This is a genomic window from Streptomyces nigra (assembly GCF_003074055.1).
In the GTDB taxonomy this organism is placed as follows: Bacteria; Actinomycetota; Actinomycetes; order Streptomycetales; family Streptomycetaceae; genus Streptomyces; species Streptomyces nigra.
In genome coordinates this window covers 3,958,941-3,980,793 of record NZ_CP029043.1, presented here as the reverse complement: position 1 = coordinate 3,980,793, position 21,853 = coordinate 3,958,941, and the positions used below count along the sequence as shown (strand labels likewise).

The following is a 21,853-nucleotide window of genomic DNA, read 5'->3' as shown; positions in this document are numbered from 1 at the left end:
CCTTCCTCATCGGTTCAACGTCAGCCCTCGTCCGGGCCACCGCTCTCCTTGTCGTCGGCCGCCTCCGCGGACTCCTCCTTGACGGTCTGCGCGCCCGGCTGGGGCTCGGCTACGGCCACCCGCGCGGGGCGGATGGTGCGTTCGCCGATGCGATACCCCGGCTGGAGGATCGCGACGCAGGTCGTCTCGGTGACGTCCGGCGCGTAGCTGTGCATCAGCGCCTCGTGGATCGTCGGGTCGAAGGGCTCGCCCTCCTTGCCGAACTGCTGGAGGCCCATCTTCGCCGCGACGGTCTCCAGCGACTCCGCGACGGACTTGAACCCGCCGACGAGCTCGCCGTGTTCCCGCGCGCGGCCGATGTCGTCGAGCACGGGCAGGAGCTCGGTCAGGAGGTTCGCGACGGCGATCTCCTTGACCGTGATCCGGTCCCGCTCCACGCGGCGGCGGTAGTTCTGGTACTCGGCCTGGAGCCGCTGGAGGTCCGCGGTGCGCTCGCCGAGCGCGGTGCGCACCTGGTCCAGCTGGGCCACCAGGCCCGGGTCTGCGTGTCCGTCCCCGGCCGGGGCCGTCCCCTCGTGGGGGGCCGCCTTCGGCTCGGCGTCGTCAGGGGTGGCGCCGGAGGGGACGTCGGGCTTCTCCTCGAAGCCCGGGGTCTCCTCCGTCATTACGCGGCACCGTCCTTACGCTCGTCGTCCACGATCTCGGCGTCCACCACGTCGTCGTCGGCGGCCTTGGCGCCACCGGCCTCGGCACCCTCGGCGCCGGCACCGGCGGCCTGGGCGTCGGCGTACATGGCCTGGCCGACCTTCTGGGAGACCGCGGCGACCTTCTCGGTGGCCGTGCGGATCTCCGCGGTGTCCTCGCCCTTGAGCGCGGCCTTCAGCTCCTCGACGGCGGACTCGACCTCGGTCTTGACCTCGGCCGGGACCTTGTCCTCGTTGTCCTTGAGGAACTTCTCCGTCTGGTAGACGAGCTGCTCGCCCTGGTTGCGCGCCTCGGCGGCCTCGCGGCGGGCGTGGTCCTCCTCCGCGTACTTCTCGGCCTCTTCGCGCATCCGGTTGACCTCGTCCTTCGGCAGCGAGGAGCCACCGGTGACGGTCATCTTCTGCTCCTTGCCCGTGCCCAGGTCCTTGGCGGTCACGTGCATGATGCCGTTGGCGTCGATGTCGAAGGACACCTCGATCTGCGGGACGCCACGCGGCGCCGGCGGCAGACCGGTCAGCTCGAACATCCCGAGCTTCTTGTTGTACGCCGCGATCTCGCGCTCGCCCTGGTAGACCTGGATCTGCACGGACGGCTGGTTGTCCTCGGCCGTCGTGAAGATCTCGGACCGCTTGGTCGGGATCGTGGTGTTGCGCTCGATGAGCTTGGTCATGATGCCGCCCTTGGTCTCGATACCGAGGGACAGCGGGGTCACGTCGAGGAGCAGGACGTCCTTGACCTCACCCTTGAGGACACCGGCCTGGAGCGAGGCGCCGATGGCGACGACCTCGTCCGGGTTCACGCCCTTGTTGGCCTCCTTGCCGCCGGTCAGCTCCCTCACGAGCTCGGCGACCGCGGGCATACGGGTGGAGCCACCGACGAGGACGACGTGGTCGATCTCGTTGATGGAGACGCCGGCGTCCTTCATGACGTTGAAGAACGGGGTCTTGCAGCGCTCCAGCAGGTCGGCCGTCAGCTGCTGGAACTGAGCCCGGGTGAGCTTCTCGTCCAGGTGCAGCGGGCCTTCGGCGGAGGCGGTGATGTAGGGCAGGTTGATCGAGGTCTCGGTGGACGAGGACAGCTCGATCTTCGCCTTCTCGGCAGCCTCACGCAGACGCTGCAGAGCCATCTTGTCCTTGGACAGGTCCACGCCGTGACCGGACTGGAACTGCTTCACCAGGTAGTCGACGACACGCTGGTCCCAGTCGTCACCACCGAGGTGGTTGTCACCGTTGGTGGCCTTCACCTCGACGACGCCGTCGCCGATCTCCAGGAGAGACACGTCGAAGGTGCCGCCACCGAGGTCGAAGACGAGGATCGTCTGGTCGTCCTTGTCGAGGCCGTACGCCAGCGCGGCCGCGGTGGGCTCGTTGACGATGCGCAGGACGTTCAGACCGGCGATCTCGCCGGCCTCCTTCGTCGCCTGGCGCTCGGAGTCGTTGAAGTAGGCGGGGACGGTGATGACCGCGTCCGTGACCTTCTCGCCCAGGTACGACTCGGCGTCGCGCTTCAGCTTCTGGAGGATGAAGGCGGAGATCTGCTGCGGGTTGAAGGGCTTCCCGTCGAGCTCCATCTTCCAGTCGGTGCCCATGTGACGCTTCACGGAACGGATGGTCCGGTCCACGTTGGTCACCGCCTGACGCTTGGCGACCTCGCCGACGAGCACCTCGCCGTTCTTGGCGAAGGCGACGACGGACGGCGTGGTCCTGGCGCCCTCGGCGTTGGTGATGACGGTGGGCTCGCCGCCCTCCAGAACGCTGACGACGGAGTTAGTCGTGCCCAGGTCGATGCCGACCGCACGTGCCATGGTTGATTCCTCCAGCTGACTTGAGTGGAACGGACTCAAGTGTGCATGACCGCTCGCGACGGGTCAACAGAGCTGAGTCGACCTCACTCAAGTCTTATCCGTTCCTTACACGCAACTGCGCGCCTACCTGCGAGGATGCCATACGCCGGGATGCATGAACGGAGTCCTGCACCGGCACACGAGGTTGACGCCTGGGGCCGTAGGGCTTGATGTGCAGCAGCGCGAGGACGACGAGGGCGGAGCCCGCCCCGACCCACCACGCGGCCGTCGCGCCGAGCCGCCCCAGATGCACCAGGACGCCGACGACGACCCCGGGCAGCGCGGCGGCGCCCAGCAGGACGGTCGTGCCCTGCGGGGTGAGCCCGGCCCGGCGCAGCCGGTGGGCCAGATGGTCCGGCGCGCCCCGCAGCAGCGGCCGTCCGGCCAGCCGACGCGAGACGGTGACCAGGACCAGATCGGCGACGGCGAGCGCGGACAGCCCGTAGAGGACCCCGGCGCTTGCGGCCGGGTCGTGCCCGGCCCGGGTGATCACCGCCGACGACGCCAGTACGAACCCGACGAAGAGCGAGCCGGTCGCGCCGAGTCCGACCCGCGCGGGATGCCAGTTCGGCAGCAGGAAGCCGGTCAGGGCGGCGGCGAGCACGCTCAGCAGCACCGCCAGCTCGTCCATCACCTCGGCCGCCGCGCAGACGCCCACCCCGAAGGCGGTGAGCACTCCCACGGTTCCGGCGAGCGCGTCCGCGTGGTCCAGCGCCTTGAAACCGACGGCGACCAGGACGATCCAGGCGACGGCCGACACCCCAGCCAGAACCCGGTGTCCCCGTACGGCACCACGCAGGCCGCCGCGACGGCCGTACCGCCGACGAGGAATCGCGCCTTCACCCGCCGTACGTCGGCGACGAGCCCGAGCAGGGCGACGGCGCCCGCGGCGACCAGCAGCCGCATGGTCTCCGAGCCCAGCCGGGCGTACCCGGTCCACTCGCCGGCGGCGGCGACCAGGCAGGTCACCAGGGCGACCGCCACTCCGCCGAGCAGGGGCAGGGGTCGCTGTCGGCGCCGGTCGAGAATGCCGAACCGCAGAGCGGGCAGACGGAGCAGCGCCGCCAGCAGGGCGGTGACCAGGAGCGCGGTGGTGGCGGCGGTGATCCCGTAGAGCACGGAGCCAGATTAGTGCCGTATATACCATTTCGGCATGAATAACACGATCGGTTCATGATCGGATCGCAATCGGTTCCCGATCGGGAACCGATCGGTTCTTAAGGCAAGCCTCAGCGATCCAGATCACCCCGCCCCTGGCTACAGTGCGACGGAGGATGCGGGTAGTCTCAGAGGACTGCATAAGTTACCGCTTAGTAATGTAGCCAGTAATGTCGAGGGACCCCCTCGAACCACCCCTCGCAGGCCCGAGGAGCCCCGAAATGCAACTCGCCGCGATCATCGTGTCGCTGGTGCTGACCGTGGTCGGCGTTGCGCTGCTCGCACGCGCCATCGGCCAGTTCGTCCGGTACTTCAAGCTCGGCCAGCCGGTGCCGGCCGGCAGCCGCACCGACAACCCCTACGCGCGCAGCGTCACGCTCGTGAAGGAGTTCCTCGGCCACACCCGGATGAACCGCTGGGGCATCGTCGGCGTCGCCCACTGGTTCGTGGCGGTCGGCTTCCTGACGCTGCCGCCCACCCTCGCCCAGGCGTTCGGGCAGCTCTTCCAGGCCGACTGGACGCTGCCGGTCATCGGCACGTTCCTGCCGTTCGAGATGTACATCGAGTTCATCGGCCTGATGACGATCCTCGGCATCGCCGTGCTCATCGTGATCCGGCTGCTGAGCCTGCCGTCCCGCCCGGGCCGCAAGTCCCGCTTCGCCGGCTCCAAGGCCGGGCAGGCGTACTTCGTCGAGTACGTCATCCTCACCATCGGCCTCGCCATCTACGTGCTGCGGGGCCTCGAGGGCGCGCTGCACCACGTCGACAGCTACGAGCCCGCGTACTTCGCGTCGTACCCGCTGGTGCTGGCCTTCAAGGGCCTGAGCGTCACCGCGCTGCAGAACCTCGTCTACTTCGTCGCGATGATCAAGATCGGCACGTCCTTCGTGTGGATGATCGTCGTCTCGCTGAACACCAACATGGGTGTCGCCTGGCACCGCTTCCTGGCGTTCCCGAACATCTGGTTCAAGCGCAACGCCACCGGTGAGACCGCGCTCGGCGCCCTGCCCGCGATGACCTCGGGCGGCAAGCCGATCGACTTCAGCGACCCCGGCGAGGACGACGTCTTCGGCGTCTCCCAGGTCGAGCAGTTCTCCTGGAAGGGCCTGCTGGACTTCTCCACCTGCACCGAGTGCGGCCGCTGCCAGTCGCAGTGCCCCGCCTGGAACACCGGCAAGCCGCTCTCCCCGAAGCTCCTCATCATGTCGCTGCGCGACCACGCGCACGCCAAGGCGCCCTACCTGCTCGCGGGTGGCGGCAAGACCATGGAGGGCGAGGAGAAGGCGTCCGAGGAGCAGCTGAAGGACGTCCCCGCCGCCGCCCTCGCGGAGGCCGAGCGTCCGCTGATCGGCACCGCCGAGGAGAACGGCGTCATCGACCCGGACGTCCTGTGGTCCTGCACCACCTGCGGCGCCTGTGTCGAGCAGTGCCCGGTGGACATCGAGCACATCGACCACATCGTCGACATGCGCCGCTACCAGGTGATGATCGAGTCCGCGTTCCCGTCCGAGGCGGGCACGATGCTCAAGAACCTGGAGAAGAAGGGCAACCCCTGGGGCCTGGCGAAGAAGCAGCGCCTGGAGTGGCTCAAGGAGGTCGACTTCGAGGTCCCGGTCGTCGGCAAGGACATCGAGGACCTCACCGAGGTCGAGTACCTGTACTGGGTCGGCTGCGCCGGCGCCCTGGAGGACCGGGCCAAGAAGACCACCAAGGCCTTCGCCGAGCTGCTTCACATCGCGGGCGTCAAGTTCGCGATCATGGGCGGCGACGAGAAGTGCACCGGTGACTCCGCCCGCCGCCTCGGCAACGAGCCCCTGTTCCAGGAGCTCGGCATGGAGAACGTCATGGCGCTGAACATGGCGTTCGGCGAGGAGATGGACGACGAGGGCAAGGTGACCGAGGAGTCCCGCAAGCCCAGGTCGGCCAAGAAGATCGTCGCCACCTGCCCGCACTGCCTCAACACGATCGGCAACGAGTACCCGCAGATCGGCGGCGACTACGAGGTCATCCACCACACCCAGCTGCTCCAGCACCTGGTGGACGAGGGCAAGCTGATCCCGGTCACCCCGGTCGAGGGCATCATCACCTACCACGACCCGTGCTACCTGGGCCGGCACAACAAGATCTACACGCCCCCGCGCGAGATCATCGCCAGCGTCCCGGGTCTGCGGAACGAGGAGATGCACCGGCACAAGGAGCGCGGCTTCTGCTGCGGCGCCGGTGGTGCCCGGATGTGGATGGAGGAGCGGATCGGCAAGCGCATCAACAACGAGCGCGTCGACGAGGCCCTCTCCACCAACCCGGACATCGTCTCCACCGCCTGCCCGTTCTGCCTCGTCATGCTGACCGACTCGGTCAACGGCAAGAAGAACGATGGGAAGGCCAAGGAGTCCATTCAGGTCGTCGACGTCGCCCAGCTGCTGCTGGAGTCGGTCAAGACGCCGGTCACGGACGACGAGCCGCCCGCGGGCGAGGCCGGAGCCGAGAACGAGCCGGAGCCGGCCCCGGCGAAGTAGCCGCGAGCTCAGGCACACGACGAAGCCCCCTGGACCCGTACGGGACAGGGGGCTTCGTCGTGGGGCAGGCTGGAGGAGGGCACCCGTTCGAAAGGAACCGTCGCGTGATCATCTTCGGCACCAAGGGCTACCTCTACCAGCTCGCCGTACTGACGCTGGTGTGCGGCCAGTGCGGCAACCCCTCGGCCCATGCGCTGAGGAAGCGGATCACGAAGTTCACGCTGTTCTTCGTGCCGCTCTTCCCCGTCTCCACCCGGTACGCGACGCAGTGCACGTTCTGCGGCGCGGAGCAGAAGGTCACCCAGGAGCAGGCCGACCGGCTTCTGGCGCAGGCCGCCCCCGGGGGCCCCGGTCAGCAGGCGTACGGCGAGCCGCGGCAGCCGTACCGGCCCTGACGAGCCCGGCGGCCCGGGTACCGGGACCCCCGGCGGAGGCCTAGGGGGTGTCTTGTCGATCAGGCCGGATCGGCCCGCGGTGTCTGGTGCCGTGCATCGCAAGGCGGAGGAGGGAGTCGATGCGGCGCGGTGGGGGTGCCCCCGCGGGAGCTCGTTCGAGCGTGGGGGAGAGTGACGACAACGCGGCGAGCACGGCACCAGGCGCCGCGAGTCCGGCCTGATCGACGAGACACCCCCTACCCCTTCGGCGGCTGCTTCTGGGCGCCCACCGCGTCGGCGGCGTGCCGGGGGCCGGGCCGGGACGAGAACTGCCCGATCAGCTCGCGGAAGCACACCAGGGCGGTGATCGGCGGGATCCCCACGACCACCATCGCCAGCAGCGAGTGCGGCGACTGCCCGATGCACAGCGCCACGGCGGTGCCGGAGGCGATCAGCATGACGGCCCAGGACTTGCGGGCGGTCCGGCGCTGGACCGACGCCCGCAGGATGGACAGCCCCGCCAGCAGCCACGGGCCGTAGACGGTCAACGGCCACCAGTGGGCCAGCTTGGGCGCCACCACGAGCAGCGCGATCGTCCGGAGCTGGTCGTACGAGTACGAGATGGACCAGGTGAGCATCGTCACCGCGCACAGGGTGATGAGGGTGACCAGGATCGAGACGGTGAGGACCTTGGGGTTCTTGGTGAGCGAGTGCGCTCCGGGCTGCGGCCGCTTGCGGTGCACCGGGCGGGGCGCGGGGCGGCGGTCGGCCTCCTGACGGGGCGGGGACGGGTCCGGGGCGCGGGCGGCGCCGAGCATCTGCGCCAGCTCCTCGTCCAGGTCCCAGGCCTCAGGCGACATGCTTCCGTCCGACGGCTGCCAGAGGTTCTGCATATCGAGCTGCTGGGTGTAATGAGGCTGCTCGCCCACCGGCTCATAGTCGGTCCTCATTTCCTACGACCCCTCCCCTTCGCGCACCGCTCGCAGATATTCACGCTCCATCCGGCCGATGGTTCTCAGGAAGTCGTCGAGCAGATCAGAGCAATAGGTGATGCTCTCCGCAGTGATCTGATCAGCTGCCTGACGCGTGCGAAGCGCGCACTCCTCAGCTGCGTGTTTCTCCTGCCAAGTCACGCCCACCTAACGAGCGCCATCCAGGGCAGGACATCTGGCATTCGGGGGAATATGCGTCAACGGTGATGATATGGAATATCCCATGACCGCCGCCGCCCGATGAAATTCGGAATATCGGAGACGGCACTTTTCCTTTGCGGATCATGGCCGAATTCCACACACCGCGGCCGCCGTCCGGTCAGGGGTGCACGCGCCCGGTGGTGGAGGCGAAGCCCAGCCAGGTGTGGCGGTTCCCCCACCAGCACCAGCCGACCTTCGGGGCGTCCTTGCGCTCACGGCCGTCACGGCCGGTGCCGTTGCTGATCCAGATCGCCGGGGTGCGGGCGTCGAAGGTGCCGTCGGCCTTGCGCAGCCGGGAGGCGATCGTCATGAAGCAGCGGCCGCGCTCCAGGGCCGCCGGCTGCTGGAGCACCCAGTGCAGGCCCTCGGTGAGGGTCAGCGGCGTACGGCCCCGCCCGGTGAGCTCGGGCAGCGCCTCCTCGGGGCTCCAGTTGGCCAGATCGTCCCCCCGGTCCACACCGGTGACGAGGTGGAAGGGCCCCTCCTCGGGCCCGCCGGGGAGTTCGACGCCGACGGGGGCGAAGTCGTCGACGTCGGGCATGTCGACGACCACGAAGCCGGGCTTGTCGCGCCGGCGCAGCAGCGGCGCGAGCGCGGAGGCCGGGACACGGTCCGGGTGCACGGTGAGCAGGGCGCCGGGGTGGGCGTCCCCGGCCCGCCCGGCGAAGGCGCGCAGGTCGTCGGCCGGGGTCTTGGCGAGGTCGTGCACGCCCAGCTCGATCAGGCGCTCCGCCTGCGCGGCGAGCGGCGGCAGGGCGGTGACGGCGGCGGTGGACGAGGTCTCGGGCACGGCTCTCCTCAAGGTGCTCCGCGGGTGGACCCCGGATCAACGAAGCGGTTCGCACGGGCGTTCCCGCGCGGACGGCGCACGGCGCGACTCGGGCGTATTCAAGCCACATCCGCCCATCCCGCCACCGCGTCCGGACCCAGGGCTGTCGCCGCCTCTCGAACGCGTGCATCATTACCCAGTTGTTGTCCCTGGTAATGACGAGGTGAGCGGTGCGCGCGCGACGAAGCGGGTGGGGTACGGCGGCCGTGGCCGGCACCCTCGCCACCCTCACGGCCCTGTCCCTGACGGCGTGCGGCCCCACCGCCCACGACGACGCGAAGGCCGAGCCCAGCCCGCTGCGGGTCGCCGACGCTCCCGCCGAGCTCCCCGTCCCGCGGGGCGACGGCAGCAAGGTCCCGGACGACTTCAACGGGGACGGGCACCGCGACCTCGTCCTGAACGACCTGGTGAAGGCGCAGGCGCACACGGACGACGCCGGCATCGGGATCGTCTACGGAAGCGCCCGCGGACTCGCGCCCGGCGCCCGGCAGCTGCTCGACCCCCGGCGGAACGCGGCCGCCACCGACGGGCAGCAGCCGGCCGTCTTCGACGCGGAGGCGACCTGCGACCTCGACGACGACGGCTTCACCGACCTGGTGGTCTCCACCGACCCGCCGTTCGACGGCCAGGGCCGGCCGCCGGTCCCGCTGCAGATCCTCTTCGGCTCGCCCGGCGGCCTGACCGGCAAGGGGGTCAAGCTGACCGTCCCCGACAAGGCCCGTATCGGCAACGACTGGCCGGACCAGCCCGTGTGCGGCGACTTCGACGGCGACGACGCCCAGGACCTCGTCGTGCACGCCTCGGGCGGCCGGCTCAGCTTCCTGCGCGGCCCGTTCGACCGCGACGGCGCCCCCCGCGCGGCCGGCGCGCCCCTGCCCTCGCCCGGCAACCTCCCCACGGGACCGGCCGCCGACGTCGACGGCGACGGCTACGACGACCTGATCGTGCGTACGGCGGAGGGCTCCGGCAAGTCGGCGGTGGTCCTCGGCGGCCCCGACGGCCCGAACCGCACGGGGGTCACCCTGCCCGCCGGCATCGACCTCGCCCTCGGCGCCTTCGGCCGGGGCAAGGCCCTGGACGCGGCGGTCGGCGCGATGGGAGGAACGTCTCTGCGCTACGACCTCCCGGCCGTCGCCGCCCGCGCGTCGCTCGGCACCTCCGGCTCGATGCTGGACGCGGCAGACTTCGACGGCGACGGACTGAGCGAACTGCTGTCCAGCGGCTCGCAGTTGCGGGTCTTCCCGGGCCGCTCCGGCGGGCTCCGCACGGCCGGCATGGTCACCGTGAAGCCGCCGGCCCGCGGCACCACACGCGTCCTGGCCACCGGCGACTTCGACGGCGACGACCGGGCGGACCTGGTCGTACGGACGTATGTCGGCGAGACCAAGGACACGGTGGCCGTGTATCCGGGCCGCGCGGCGAAGGACGGCCTGCTGGCGGCCGAGCCGACGGTGACGTTCTCCAGCTCGGAGTTCCTGGCGCCCTGAGCGGTGCCGGTGCCCTAGGCCGTGTCCGCAAAGTCCCGCCTGCCGTTCGGCGTGCCCTACGGGCGGACGACGCGACTTTACGGACACGACCTAGAGCTCCGAACAAAAGTGGAGTCCGATCAGCTCGCGACGTCTGGTGCGTGCGATCGCAAGGCGAGCGTGCGGGCCAGGCGTCGTGAGCCGGGCTCCACTTTTGTTCGGAGCTCTAAGCGGTGCCTGTACCGGTGCCGCTGCCCTGCGCCTGCTTCGCCGTACGGCCCAGGAGCCGTGTCATGGCCTCGGCGGCCCGTACGGCCGCGTCCCCGCAGCAGTTGTTGAACAGCACATGCAGGGCGTCCACGCGGCCGGCCAGCGCCTCCAGCCGGGGCAGCCACTCGCACAGCTCGTCCTCGTCGTAGCAGTGCCGGAAGCGCTCCTCCTTGCTGCCGGTCCCCCAGTGCGCGCTGCGGCCGTGGAACCGTACGACCGACAGCCCGGGCGAGGTGACCGGGGCGACCGGTGGCACGGACGCGGGCAGTGTCTGCGCCATGTCCACGGCGACCGCCGCCATCCCGTGCCGGGTGAGCAACGCCCGGGTGACGTCCGCCTGTTCGCCCCGCCACCACGCCGGATGCCGGAACTCCACGCTCACCGGCCACCCCCGCGTCCGCCGCGCCGTCTGCTCCAGAAACGTCTCCGCGCGCGCCCCGGGCCGGAACCACGGCGGGAACTGGAACAGCACCGCACCCAGCCGCCCGGCCCGCCGCAGCGGCGCGATCCCCGCCGTGAACCGCGCCCACACCTCGTCCAGGATGCGCGGGTCCCGCGCGTCGGCCGGCCAGCCGCGCGGCATCAGGGCCGGCCGGGTCGGATGCCCGGTCAGCAGCGAGAAGGCCTTCACGTCGAACACGAAGCCGTCCGGCGTCCGCTCCGCCCACAGGGCGCTGTTCCGCTCCCCGGGCAGCGCGTAGTACGTGGCGTCGACCTCGACCACCGGGAAGCGCTCGGCGTAGTGCCGCAACCGCCCCTCGGCGTCCCGCCGCCCCACCGGGTACCAGCCGCTGCCGACCAGCGCCCGGTCCGTCCACGAACACGTGCCCACCAGGATGTCGCCCATGGGACGGCGGTTACCCGCACGCCCGGCGGCCAGACGTGCGGGCCATCCGTCTGCGGATGTGGCCTCCGGGGCTCGCGCGTAGTCTGGTCCGCGTACATCCGACGCGCCCCCGGGCGCGAACTCGCAGGTCAGGTGTGCCCCCACCCGTCGTTGTGGCCGAGGCGCGCCCGGACGAGCGGAGGACCAACGATGGGTACAGTCACCACCGACGACGGCACCACGATCTTCTACAAGGACTGGGGTCCACGCGACGGGGAGCCGATCGTCTTCCACCACGGCTGGCCGTTGAGCGCCGACGACTGGGACAACCAGATGCTGTTCTTCCTGTCGCACGGCTACCGGGTCATCGCCCATGACCGGCGCGGCCACGGACGGTCGACGCAGACCTCCGAAGGCCACGACATGGACACGTACGCGGCCGACGTCGCCGCCCTCACCGACGCGCTCGACCTGCGCGACGCGGTCCACATCGGGCACTCCACGGGCGGCGGCGAGGTCACGCGCTACGTCGCCCGCGCCAAGCCCGGCAGGGTCTCCAAGGCCGTGCTGGCGGGCGCCGTTCCGCCGATCATGGTCAAGTCGGAGAGCAACCCCGGCGGCACCCCGATCGAGGTGTTCGACGGGTTCCGCGAGGGTCTCGCCGCCAACCGGGCGCAGCTCTACATCGACGTGCCGTCGGGGCCGTTCTACGGCTTCAACCGTCCCGGCGCCGAGGTCTCGCAGGGACTGATCGACAACTGGTGGCGGCAGGGCATGATGGGCGCCGCCAACGCCCACTACGAATGCATCAAGGCGTTCTCCGAGACCGACTTCACCGAGGACCTGAAGCGGATCGACGTCCCGGTGCTGGTCATGCACGGCAGCGACGACCAGATCGTGCCGTACCAGGACTCGGCCCCCCTGTCGGCCAAGCTCCTGAAGAACGCAACGCTCAAGACGTACGAGGGCTATCCGCACGGGATGCTGACGACGCACCCGGACGTCCTCAACCCGGACATCCTGGAGTTCGTCCGGTCCTGACGCCGGTGGCGTCCCCCGCGGGTCACCGCACCGGGAAGCCGCAGGTGTAGCCCTGGGCCGCGAGCCACGGCAGGACGCGGCGCAGGGCCTCGACGGTCTGGGAGCGGTCGCCACCGGCGTCGTGGAACAGCAGCGTCGGCCCGTTGGCCAGCTCGCGCCGCACGGTGGCGACGATGGCGTCCGCGCCCGGCCGTTCGAAGTCCTTGGTGTCGACGTTCCAGCCCAGCGGCCGCATACCGCGCGAGGCGGCGAGCTTACGGCTGTACGGGGTGAACGCCCCGCCCGGTGCCCGGTAGTACATGGGCCGTACGCCCCCGGACGCCTCGGTGATCATGCGCTCGGCGTCCAGGATCTGCTGCGACTGGTAGGTCTGGGAGTTCTTGTCCATGGCGGTGTCGTGGGACACCGAGTGGTCGCACAGCCGGTGCCCCTCGGCGACGACCTTCTTCACGAGGTCCGGGTACGCCTTGGCCTGGGTGCCGACCATGCAGAACGTGGCCTTCACCCCGTGCTCGCGCAGCACGTCGAGGACCTGCGGGGTCCAGTCGGGGTCGGGGCCGTCGTCGATGGTGATGTTGACGCCGCGTGCCCCTTTCTCAGAGGCGTGCGCGATGGTCACGGCGACCGGCTCGACGGCACGTTCCGCCGGCGCGGGCGCCTTGGGGGCCGCCCCGCCCGTAGCCCCTGCCTGCGCGGTCCACACCGAGGCCCCCGTGGCCAGGATCGTCACGCCCAGCGCCGCCCCGATCAGCTTGCCGTACCAGCCCCGCCCGCCCCCGTGCCGTGCCATGTCCGCCCCACTCTCCCGCAGTTCCTCGCCGATGCCCGGTCACTGACGACCACCTGGCATGACGAGGGACGGCGGCTCGGGGATCCGTCCGTTACCGATCACGGACGATCCCGGGGGAGTTCGGGGACAACTCGGCGGGGCGCAGGGCCCGGCGCCGTCGTGCCGGCCGCTCTCGGGCGGCCGTGGGAAGCGGGGCTCAGGCGGGGCGCGTGGGGTGCGTCAGGCGGGGCGCGTGGGGTGCGTCAGGCGGGGCGCGTGGGGTGCGTCAGGCGGCGCGCCGGCGTCGCGCGCCCCGGTTCTGCTGGGCGCCCCGGTTGTTCTGGGCACCGCGGTTGTTCTGGCCGCCGCGGTTGCCCTGGACGCTCTGGGCGCTCTGGGCGCTCTGGACGGCGATCAGCTCGTCCTCCCGGTCGTCCTCGTCCTCCTCGGTCCAGACGCCCTCGTCGTCCCCGAAGTCGGGGGCCTGGAAGGGCGTCGTGGTGGGAGGCGGAGAGGCCGCGCCGGCCGCGCGGGGCTGCCCTTCGAGGGCGGAGAACAGCGAAGTGGTCGATTCGATGGGAGTTCTGCCTTTCGTGCAGGTCCCACGACGGGACCTGGGGTGCCGTGACCGGGCACCGGCGGCTACTAGAGCTTGGTCATCTTGGCGTACGGGCTCACGATCCGCATCTGAGCGGAGCCGAAATCCACAAGAGCCGCGACCCCGTCCTCGATGCCGACCACACGGCCGAGGCCGTACACATCATGGGTGACCTGATCGCCCATGGCGAAGTGTTTTGGAGCCGGCACGACCGGGGCCTTGAAGGGGCTGGTGGGCAGATGACGCTTCGGCGCCGGAGGCTTTGTCATGGCTCAGTATGCGCCTTCGGGCACCCGGCCCGCTGTGGCCCCGGGCACAAGAAAGCCACAGATGGTGTCACGTACGTCCCTGACCTGCGGTTTCACAAATCCATATCGTCGGCCGGATCAGAACGCACGGGCGGTGATCATGGGGTTTCCGAACACGTCGTACACCGCCGCACGCCCCTGCTCCGCACCCTTCCACGCGGCGAACGCCTCGGCGACCGCGCCGGCGGTCGCGAGGGGGTCCCGTACCGGGGTCGGGCCGCCGTTGATGTCGGTGGAGACATGGGCGTCGCCGCTCTCCCCGTCCCCCGCACGGATGATCCGCCGAACGCGCCCGACGGCCTCCTTCTGCCGGGCATTCCCGTGCCGCCGGACCCAGTCGCGCAGCTCCTCGGCGGTCTTCCTGGACTTCGCCTGGTCCGGATCGGCGGGCATCCGCTCCCCCGCGGGCCGCGCGTCGTCCTCGGCCGTACAGGCGGTTCCGCCGGCGAGCAGGGCGACACCGAGCACGAGCAGGGCGGCGGTGCGGGGCGTACGTCTCACAGGGCTCTCCGTCGGTGGGCCGGGCGGGTGTCCGGACGGCAGGGTAACGGGCCCGGTGTGGCGGGTTGTTGAGCTTTTCACCGACTACAGGGCACGCCGAGGGCCTTTCCCCCCAAGCAGGGAGCAAGGGGACGACTAGGCTTGTCCGGCATGGAGCCGCCCGAGGGACCCGAGTCCGGTGGGGAGAAGGCGTACTACGTCACGACCCCCATCTACTACGTCAACGACGCCCCGCACCTGGGCCACGCCTATACGACGCTCGCCGCCGACGTCCTCGCGCGCTGGCACCGGCAGCGCGGTGAGAAGGTCTGGTTCCTCACCGGCACGGACGAGCACGGCCAGAAGATCCTGCGCACCGCGACCGCGCACGGCGTCTCCCCGCAGGAGTGGTGCGACCGGCTCGTCGAGGAGGCGTGGCAGCCCCTGTGGCGGCACCTGGAGATCGCGCACGACGACTTCATCCGCACCACGCAGCGCCGGCACACCGACCGCGTCCAGGAGTTCGTCCAGGACCTGTACGACAACGGCGAGATCTACAAGGCGGACTACGAGGGCCCGTACTGCGTCCACTGCGAGGAGTTCAAGATCCCCGCCGAACTCCTCGACGGGGAGGGCGAGTACGCGGGCCAGAAGCTGTGCCCGATCCACCGCAAGCCGGTGGAGCTCCTCCAGGAGGAGAACTACTTCTTCAGGCTGAGCGACTACCCCGAGCGGCTGCTCGCCCACTACGGGGCCCACCCGGAGTTCATCCAGCCCGAGTCCGCGCGCAACGAGGTCGTGAATTTCGTCCGGCAGGGCCTCCAGGACCTCTCGATCTCCCGCTCGACGTTCTCCTGGGGCGTCCCGGTGCCGTGGGACGACCGGCACGTCATCTACGTCTGGGTGGACGCGCTGCTGAACTACGCGACGGCGGCCGGCTACAACGAGAACCCGGCCAAGTTCGCGACGACGTTCCCGGCGGACGTCCATCTGGTCGGCAAGGACATCCTGCGCTTCCACGCGGTCATCTGGCCCGCGATGCTGATGGCCAACGGCCTGCCGCTGCCCGGCCGGATCGTCGCCAACGGCTGGCTGCTGGTGGGCGGCGAGAAGATGAGCAAGTCCAACCTCACCGGCATCAGGCCGCAGGACCTGACCTCGCACTTCGGCGTGGACGCGTACCGCTGGTACTTCCTGCGCGCGATCGCCTTCGGCCAGGACGGCGCGTTCTCCTGGGAGGACTTCTCCGCCCGCTACACCAGCGAGCTGGCCAACGACTACGGCAACCTGGCCTCCCGCGTGACGGCCATGATCGGCCGCTACCTCGACGGCGAGCTGCCCGCCTCCACCGCCGAGGGCGACGCCGAGCAGGCGATCCGCACCGGCCTGACCAGGACGGTCGCGGAGGCCGACCGCAGGATCGGCGAGGACCTGGACTTCCAGGGCGGCATCGCCGCGATCTTCGACTTCGTCCGGCAGGTCAACGGCTACCTCACCGAGCAGGAGCCGTGGAAGGTGGCCAAGGACGACAGCGAGGCGGCCCGGGCCCGGCTCGCGACGATCCTCTGCACCGCCGCGGAGTCGCTCCGCGCCCTCGCGGTCCTGCTGCACCCGGTGATGCCGGAGACGTCGCGGCGGCTGTGGACCTCCCTGGGCGCGGAACCCGCCCTCGGCCCGCTCGCGGACCAGAGAATCCAGGCGGCCGGGGACTGGGGCAGGCTGCCGGCCGGGACGAGGGTGGTGAAGGGGGCGGCGCTGTTCCCTCGGCTGGAGGAGGGGGAGCGGGGGGCCTGAGCCGGGCCGCACAAACGCTCGACACCCGCTCCGCCCGACCGAGTTGCGTGGGCCGATGGGCTGACGGCCGAGTCGATCATGCTTGGCGACACGCCGGCTCCGCCACGGTGACCGGGCTGAAGGCGGACGTGGCGAGCGACGCGGGCAGTGGGGCGGCGGATGCGCGCGGAAGGCGCTGAAGTGCACCAGGCGTCCGGCGGAGTGCGGGTAGCGGGATGGGCGGTGCGGCCGGCCGGGGTCCGATGTCCGAGCCGACTGCCATGATCCCCGTATGCCGCTGATACCGGGATACGAGTACGGCCCCCTGGCCGACGGGCACGCCTACCTGGACGATCCCCTCTTCTGGCCGGTGCACCTCGGCAGTTGCCTGCGGGGCGAGGCCGCCGAGGAGGCCGCGTTCGGTGCCGACCGGGACGCGGCGATGGAGCTGTACCGCACCCTGTCCTCCGACCACGAGTGGCCCGTGTTCAGCGTGCCGTTGCGCTCGGGCCACATCCTGTACGTCGTCTACCGCAACCTCGACGGGGAGTGGGGCGTGGACTATCTGGTGCATCATCCGTCCTGGCCGAGCGCCGAGACGCTCGCCGTGGACGACGGTCACTTCATGGGGCCGGGGACGGCCTGGCACGAACTCGCGGGCGCAGCCGGTCAGTCGGTGTCGACGGGCGTCACCGATGCCGATGCCCGGCTGCTGCTTCTCTTTCCCACCCTCGGCGACGCGGACCTCCCGGACGACGCCGCTCCCCGGCTCGCGGCCGCGCTCGACGCGCTGACCACGATCGAGGAGCCCGCCGAAGTGGCGCGCATGCTGCTGGAGCACCAGGGGCAGTGGGGGCCCGCCCACTGGCGCCACAGGGACGGTGTCTGGATCAACGACGGCGGGCACTCCTACCGCAACCCGGGCAACCCCTTCGCACTGCCGGAAGGGCGGTTGCGGGAGATCGGGGCGGCGCTGGACGGGGAGGGGCCGGCGCCGGGCGGGACCGGGGGCACCGGCACCTCGTGAAAGCGGCGATTGCGGCGATCGGGCGCGGTGGAGGAGTGCCAGGGGGCAGGATTCCCGGGGGTTCGGCGACCGTCAGGGGGACCGCTCATGCCGTACGGCTCCGTGGAATGGCCCGCGCGCAGTCTGCTGGGGGTGCTGTCGCCGCAGGCGCGGCAGGAAGTGCTCGGGCTGGGCGTGCGGAAACGGTTCGAGGCCGGGGAGGTGCTGCTGCGCGAGGGGGCGACCGACCGGCATGTGCTGGTGCTGCTCTCCGGCTTCGCCAAGGTGACGGCACGGGTGGAGAACGGCGAGACCTCGCTCCTCGCGGTCCGCGTCGGCGGTGACACCGTCGGCGAGATGGCGGCCGTCGACGGCTCGGCGCCACGCTCGGCGACCGTGACGGCCTGCGGCCCGATGACGGCCCGGGTGGTGCAGCCCGGCCCGCTGCACGAGCTGCTGATGCGGCGGCCCGAGGTGTCCGTGGCGCTGACCAGGATCATCGCCGACCGGCTCCGCTGGGCGAACCGACGCCGTCTGGACTTCCGCGGCTACCCGGCGAAGGTCCGACTGGCCCGCCTCCTGGTGGAGCTGGCCACCACCTACGGGCACCCGGTGGACGGCGGAGTCGTCGTCGGCTGCCGGCTGACCCAGCCGGAGCTCGCCGCGCTCACCGGCGCCGCCGAGACCACCATCCACAAGGGCCTGAGAGAACTTCGCCTGAACGGGCTGCTGGAGACCGGCTACGGCACCACGACCATCCGTGACCTGCCCCGGCTGACGGAGCTGGCGGACCTGACCCACGAGTGAGACGCGGCGGGTCAGGTCAGCAGCGGGCGGGCCGTCACCAGCAGCCCGGCGCTCACGCCCATCACCGCCGTGCACACCACCGCCACCGTCAGACACCGGTACTTGCGCACGGCCACTCCGGCGAGGAACCGGATCGTGCAGGACAGCTCCTGGCGCAGCCGCTCCTCCTCGCCCTCGGCGCCGGCCGGCGGCAGAAGATCGGGACCGGCCGCCAGATGCGCGAAGCTGTAGCGGTTGACGCCGTGGGGCCGCAGCACCCGGGGGCGCAGCGTGGCCGCCAGTGATCCTGCGCCGCCCAGGAGCGCGCAGACGAACAGGACCAGCAGACTTCCGGCCACTACGCCCCGTAGACCGCCGTTCTGCGCGGTGTGCAGGGCCTGTCCGCTCCATGATCCCGCCGTGCCGACCATCGCCGCCTGGGCGGCGGCCAGGATCCCGGCCTTCATGTCGGCGTGCTGGTGTGTGGCCTGCAGGGCGTCGAACATCGCCTGCTCGGGACGGCTCTGCGGTTCGGCGCCGATGGGCGGCATGCGCGTTCCTCCTGCGGTGGACGGTGCGGTCGGAACATCAGTAGGCACCCGGGCCGTGGCACGGCACCTCGCATTAATGCGGGATCTCGTATGACCGGATATCACCCTCGCCGGACATGTACCAGCCCGTAACTTCTGTCACCCGCAGTATGTTTCCGCCCCTTCCGCATCCCGTACTTCGACGGGGTCTCCCCACTCATGAGGCGTGTACGACTGGCGTGCCGGCGTCCGCCTGTGGGGGAAGCGGACGCCGGCGTGTCCGGTGCGCGCCCTGGACGCACGGGCACGGAGCGCGACTCCAAGCAATGAGCGGAGATTTCGATCATGGAAACGTTCGGTCGCAGACTGCTGCTGGCGGTCGACGCCAAGGGATACGGCGGTGTCGACGTACTGACGCAGCGCCAGTTCCAGGAGGCGATCCAGCGACTGCTCGCCGAGGCCGCCGAGGCCGCCGGCCTGGAGCGGGAGCGGTGGGACACCCAGGAGGGCGGTGACTCGGTGCTCGCCGTCCTGCCGGACGGGGCCTCCGAGCCGGCCCTCGTCGACCCCTTCATGCGGCGGCTCGACGCCGGGCTGCGGGCCTTCAACCACGGGCGGCTGCCCGAGGCGTGGCTGCGGCTGCGGGCCGCCGTGCACTTCGGTACGGCGTCGCCGGCGCCGACCGGCTTCGTGGGCCGGGCGCCCGTCGAGATCGGGCGCATCCTGGACAGCGCTCCGCTGCGGTCGGCCCTGGCCGCGGTGCCGGACGCCTGTCTGGCCGTGGCGGTCTCCGCGACCGTCTTCAACGACGTGGTGCGGGAGGCGTACACGACCTTCCGTGCGCAGGAGTTCGGCGAGGTGCGGATCGCCGAGAAGGAGTACGCGGGGCGGGCCTGGATCTGGGTGCCGGGAGCCGACCTCCAGGCGCTCGACCTGGGCAGCGGCGGGGACGACGCCGCCGGGAGGGCACGTACGTCCGGCGACGGGGGTGGTGAAGCCGTCGGCGCGCGCCCCCCGAGTGCGCCAACTGCACCGAGCACCACGGTGGTTACCGTCAACACCGGAACCATCCACGCGCAACGTGCCGTCTTCGGGATCCACAACTGAGTCCGCTGGAACCGAGTGACGGCTGAGTATGGACGAGCAAGCAAGCGCACAGACCGGCCGGGACGACGCCCCGGACGCCCCGGATCCGGCGGAGTCGGAGCGACAGGCTCCGCAGCCCGGAACCGGGCCCACCACTTCCGGGACCGAGACCGGGTCCACCGGACCGACCCCCGGAACCGCACCCGGCGAACCGCCCCGGACGCCCGAGGACTCCGACGAGACCCCTGACAGCGACAGCGACGGCACCGGTGACGCCCCCGAGCGGACGACGGCCGAGGAAGCCGCCGACGACAACGCCCGGGCCGACTCGGCGAACCAGGTCCACCACAACAACGTCAACCAGTACTTCCTCGGCGCCCTGGACGCGCCGGAGATGCACTTCGGCATCGGCGCCGCCGACTCCGCCCACGCCCGGCGCCGTGCCGTCGGCCGCCTCGACGCCGGCGAGGCCGACGCCGTCCTCGCGTCGTACGTCGAACCCGACTGCTTCGAGGAGGCCGTGACCGCGCTGCAGCGCGACGGTGTCGTCGTCCTCGTCGGCCCGTCCGGCACCGGCAAGCGCGCCGGGGCCGTGGCGCTCGTCGCCACCGTCGCCGAGGGCAGCGACTACGTCGTCCTGTCGCCGGGCCGCAGCCTGGAGGAACTCGCCAACGGGCGCGTCGAGTTCACCAAGGGCGTCGGCTATGTGCTGCTCGACCGGATGCACGAGGGCACCACCGCCACCGCCGACTTCGACTGGCGGCGGGTCCGCGACACCGTGCGCGAGCACGGGGCGCACCTGGTGGTGACCACCGTGCACGAGCCGCAGGGCCGGGCCCCCGAGGCCGTACGCCATGTGGCCTGGCGGGCGCCGGACCCGGCGGCCGTGCTGCGGGTACGGCTCACCCGGGCGCGGTGCGTGCCGGAGACCGTCGAGCGGGCCGCGCAGCTGATGCCCGAGGGCTGCCGGACCGCAGAGGTCGTCGCGGCGGCCGAGCGGATCGGCGCGGGCGCCGAGGCCGACGTGGTCTGGAAGGAGTACGGCTCCAACGCGGCGGCACCCGTGCGAGAGTGGTTCGCCGCGGAGCGCACCCCGCAGGAGTGGGCCGAGGTCACCACGCTCGCCTTCGTCACCGGTGCGGGCTTCCGCGACTTCGAGACCTGCCAGCAGCGGCTGGAACGGCATGTGGCGCGGGCCTTCGCCGAACCGACCGAGGAGGAGGCCGCCGAGGCCGCCCGGCGTGCCGCCGACCGACGTCTCGCGCTGGCCCGCAACGCCCTGGTCACCGTCGAGGAGCGCGAGAACGGCGCGCTCACCCGCACCGCGCTGGTCTTCGCCCACCAGCAGCACCGGGCGTGGGTGCTGCGCGAGCTGTGGACCATGCGCTCGACCGTGTACTGGGACGGTGTGCGGGACTGGCTGACCGAACTGCTGAGCGACGGCCGGACCGACCTGGAGCTGCAGCTCTCCATCGCCCAGGGGCTGGCCCTGCTCACCCCCTCCGCCTTCGAGGAGGTCGTCCAGAACTATCTGCACCCCTGGGCGTCCGGTGTGGCGGGCCCCGCCGGGCAGTCCACCGCCACCCTGGTGCTGCACTGCATGTGCCTCGACGAGAGCCTCGCCGCCGTGGCACTCGGCGTGGCCCGGGACTGGTCCCGCTCCTACGACCCGGTGGTGCGCTCCACGGCCACCGCCGCGTTCAGCGGCCAGCTCGGCGTACGGTTCCCGACCGACGCCGTGCACACCCTGCTGCGACTGACCGGGCGGGGCGCCGGGGCCGCCTTCGCGCTGGCCGGGCTGGTCGCCGTACTGGCCGAATGCCGGCAGGACACCGGCGCGGTGTTCCGCCCGCTCGCCTACCGGCTGCGCGCCCAGCGTGATCTGCCGGCGGACCGCTCCAAGGAGGGCGTCCTCGACGCCGCGCTGACCGTCCTGCGGGCACGCGACGCGCGCACGGGCCGCCCCGTCTGCGCCGACGTCCTGGTGCACAGCCCCGCGCAGACCGAGAAGGTCGGCGAGCTGTGGGCCGGTGTCCTCGGCAACCTGCCCCGCCGGCGGCGGGCACTGGACGGCCTGTACGCCACGGTGGCCGCCCTGCCCTCCGCCTGCGAGAACCCCGACCCCGCCGCCGTCCGTCTGGGTACGGCCGTCGGCACCGCCCTGCGCCCCCATGAAGGACCCGCGCTGCGGGCCGGCTTCGAAGCGGCCGTCCGCCGCGCCGAACGGACCGGACCGGCGCCCACCCATCTGATCCACCTCTTCCTTGACGCCGTACTGAGCACGGAGGAATGACAG

18 protein-coding genes and 1 pseudogene are annotated in these 21,853 nt (G+C 71.2%); 9 read left to right on the top strand and 10 right to left on the bottom strand.

Features of this window, described 5'->3' with window-relative positions:
- Nucleotides 1-20 precede the first annotated feature (20 nt).
- The 3 genes and pseudogenes from grpE to DC008_RS18425 all read right to left on the bottom strand — a co-directional run bounded on the left by grpE (nt 21) and on the right by DC008_RS18425 (nt 3,667).
- Nucleotides 21-665 (bottom strand): nucleotide exchange factor GrpE, encoded by a 645-nt coding sequence (grpE, locus tag DC008_RS18435; protein ID WP_108707922.1) that lies wholly within the window; start codon nt 663-665, stop codon nt 21-23.
- Nucleotides 665-2,509, bottom strand: coding sequence for a molecular chaperone DnaK (gene dnaK / locus DC008_RS18430; protein WP_055621216.1), 1,845 nt, complete (start codon nt 2,507-2,509; stop codon nt 665-667). Before dnaK ends, grpE begins: the two co-directional genes overlap by 1 nt.
- A gap of 94 nt (nt 2,510-2,603) precedes the next feature.
- Nucleotides 2,604-3,667 (bottom strand): annotated as a pseudogene (locus DC008_RS18425) (MraY family glycosyltransferase).
- Nucleotides 3,668-3,927: 260 nt separating this feature from the next.
- Between DC008_RS18425 and DC008_RS18420 the strand changes: the two are divergent.
- Both DC008_RS18420 and DC008_RS18415 read left to right on the top strand, forming a co-directional pair.
- A complete protein-coding gene (locus DC008_RS18420; RefSeq protein ID WP_108707921.1) occupies nt 3,928-6,222 on the top strand; it encodes a (Fe-S)-binding protein in 2,295 nt (764 codons plus the stop codon).
- A 104-nt stretch (nt 6,223-6,326) separates the two neighbouring features.
- Complete coding sequence (locus tag DC008_RS18415) at nt 6,327-6,617, top strand: zinc-ribbon domain-containing protein (protein WP_108707920.1); 291 nt, start codon at nt 6,327-6,329, stop codon at nt 6,615-6,617.
- A 236-nt stretch (nt 6,618-6,853) separates the two neighbouring features.
- Here DC008_RS18415 and DC008_RS18410 read toward each other — a convergent pair whose 3' ends face one another.
- The gene (locus DC008_RS18410) at nt 6,854-7,546 is read right to left on the bottom strand and encodes a DUF2637 domain-containing protein (protein ID WP_235073422.1); all 693 of its coding nucleotides are present in this window, start codon (nt 7,544-7,546) and stop codon (nt 6,854-6,856) included.
- Between the two features lie 361 nt (nt 7,547-7,907).
- A complete protein-coding gene (locus DC008_RS18400) occupies nt 7,908-8,579 on the bottom strand; it encodes a DUF5701 family protein (protein WP_108707917.1) in 672 nt (223 codons plus the stop codon).
- A 209-nt stretch (nt 8,580-8,788) separates the two neighbouring features.
- Between DC008_RS18400 and DC008_RS18395 the strand changes: the two genes are divergently transcribed.
- The gene (locus DC008_RS18395) at nt 8,789-10,105 is read left to right on the top strand and encodes an FG-GAP repeat domain-containing protein (protein WP_108707916.1); all 1,317 of its coding nucleotides are present in this window, start codon (nt 8,789-8,791) and stop codon (nt 10,103-10,105) included.
- Nucleotides 10,106-10,310: 205 nt separating this feature from the next.
- Here the strand turns inward: DC008_RS18395 and DC008_RS18390 are convergent, their stop codons facing one another.
- Nucleotides 10,311-11,201, bottom strand: coding sequence for a DUF72 domain-containing protein (locus DC008_RS18390; protein ID WP_108707915.1), 891 nt, complete (start codon nt 11,199-11,201; stop codon nt 10,311-10,313).
- Between the two features lie 189 nt (nt 11,202-11,390).
- Here DC008_RS18390 and DC008_RS18385 point away from each other — a divergent pair, with 189 nt between their 5' ends.
- Nucleotides 11,391-12,221, top strand: coding sequence for an alpha/beta fold hydrolase (locus tag DC008_RS18385; RefSeq protein WP_108707914.1), 831 nt, complete (start codon nt 11,391-11,393; stop codon nt 12,219-12,221).
- 22 nt (nt 12,222-12,243) lie between these two features.
- Here the strand turns inward: DC008_RS18385 and DC008_RS18380 are convergent, their stop codons facing one another.
- The 3 genes from DC008_RS18380 to DC008_RS18370 all read right to left on the bottom strand — a co-directional run bounded on the left by DC008_RS18380 (nt 12,244) and on the right by DC008_RS18370 (nt 14,397).
- Entirely contained in the window at nt 12,244-13,011 is a 768-nt protein-coding gene (locus DC008_RS18380) for a polysaccharide deacetylase family protein (protein WP_108707913.1), read from the bottom strand.
- Nucleotides 13,012-13,635: 624 nt separating this feature from the next.
- Nucleotides 13,636-13,857 (bottom strand): hypothetical protein, encoded by a 222-nt coding sequence (locus DC008_RS18375; protein ID WP_108707912.1) that lies wholly within the window; start codon nt 13,855-13,857, stop codon nt 13,636-13,638.
- A 117-nt stretch (nt 13,858-13,974) separates the two neighbouring features.
- Complete coding sequence (locus DC008_RS18370; protein ID WP_108707911.1) at nt 13,975-14,397, bottom strand: hypothetical protein; 423 nt, start codon at nt 14,395-14,397, stop codon at nt 13,975-13,977.
- 150 nt (nt 14,398-14,547) lie between these two features.
- Here DC008_RS18370 and metG point away from each other — a divergent pair, with 150 nt between their 5' ends.
- From metG to DC008_RS18355, 3 genes are all read left to right on the top strand, one after another.
- The gene (gene metG, locus DC008_RS18365) at nt 14,548-16,170 is read left to right on the top strand and encodes a methionine--tRNA ligase (protein WP_108707910.1); all 1,623 of its coding nucleotides are present in this window, start codon (nt 14,548-14,550) and stop codon (nt 16,168-16,170) included.
- 271 nt (nt 16,171-16,441) lie between these two features.
- A complete protein-coding gene (locus DC008_RS18360; protein ID WP_108707909.1) occupies nt 16,442-17,176 on the top strand; it encodes a hypothetical protein in 735 nt (244 codons plus the stop codon).
- Nucleotides 17,177-17,263: 87 nt separating this feature from the next.
- On the top strand, nt 17,264-17,962 hold the full coding sequence (locus DC008_RS18355) for a Crp/Fnr family transcriptional regulator (protein WP_108707908.1): 699 nt from the start codon (nt 17,264-17,266) through the stop codon (nt 17,960-17,962).
- 11 nt (nt 17,963-17,973) lie between these two features.
- On the opposite strand, the gene DC008_RS18350 is transcribed toward DC008_RS18355, so the two are convergent.
- Complete coding sequence (locus tag DC008_RS18350; protein WP_108707907.1) at nt 17,974-18,492, bottom strand: Pycsar system effector family protein; 519 nt, start codon at nt 18,490-18,492, stop codon at nt 17,974-17,976.
- A 324-nt stretch (nt 18,493-18,816) separates the two neighbouring features.
- Between DC008_RS18350 and DC008_RS18345 the strand changes: the two genes are divergently transcribed.
- Together DC008_RS18345 and DC008_RS18340 are read left to right on the top strand one after the other, a co-directional pair.
- Nucleotides 18,817-19,578 carry a hypothetical protein gene (locus DC008_RS18345; protein WP_108707906.1) on the top strand — a complete coding sequence of 254 codons (762 nt, stop codon included), beginning with the start codon at nt 18,817-18,819 and terminating at the stop codon, nt 19,576-19,578.
- Between the two features lie 28 nt (nt 19,579-19,606).
- A complete protein-coding gene (locus DC008_RS18340; RefSeq protein WP_108707905.1) occupies nt 19,607-21,850 on the top strand; it encodes a hypothetical protein in 2,244 nt (747 codons plus the stop codon).
- The last annotated feature ends 3 nt before the right edge of the window (nt 21,851-21,853 follow it).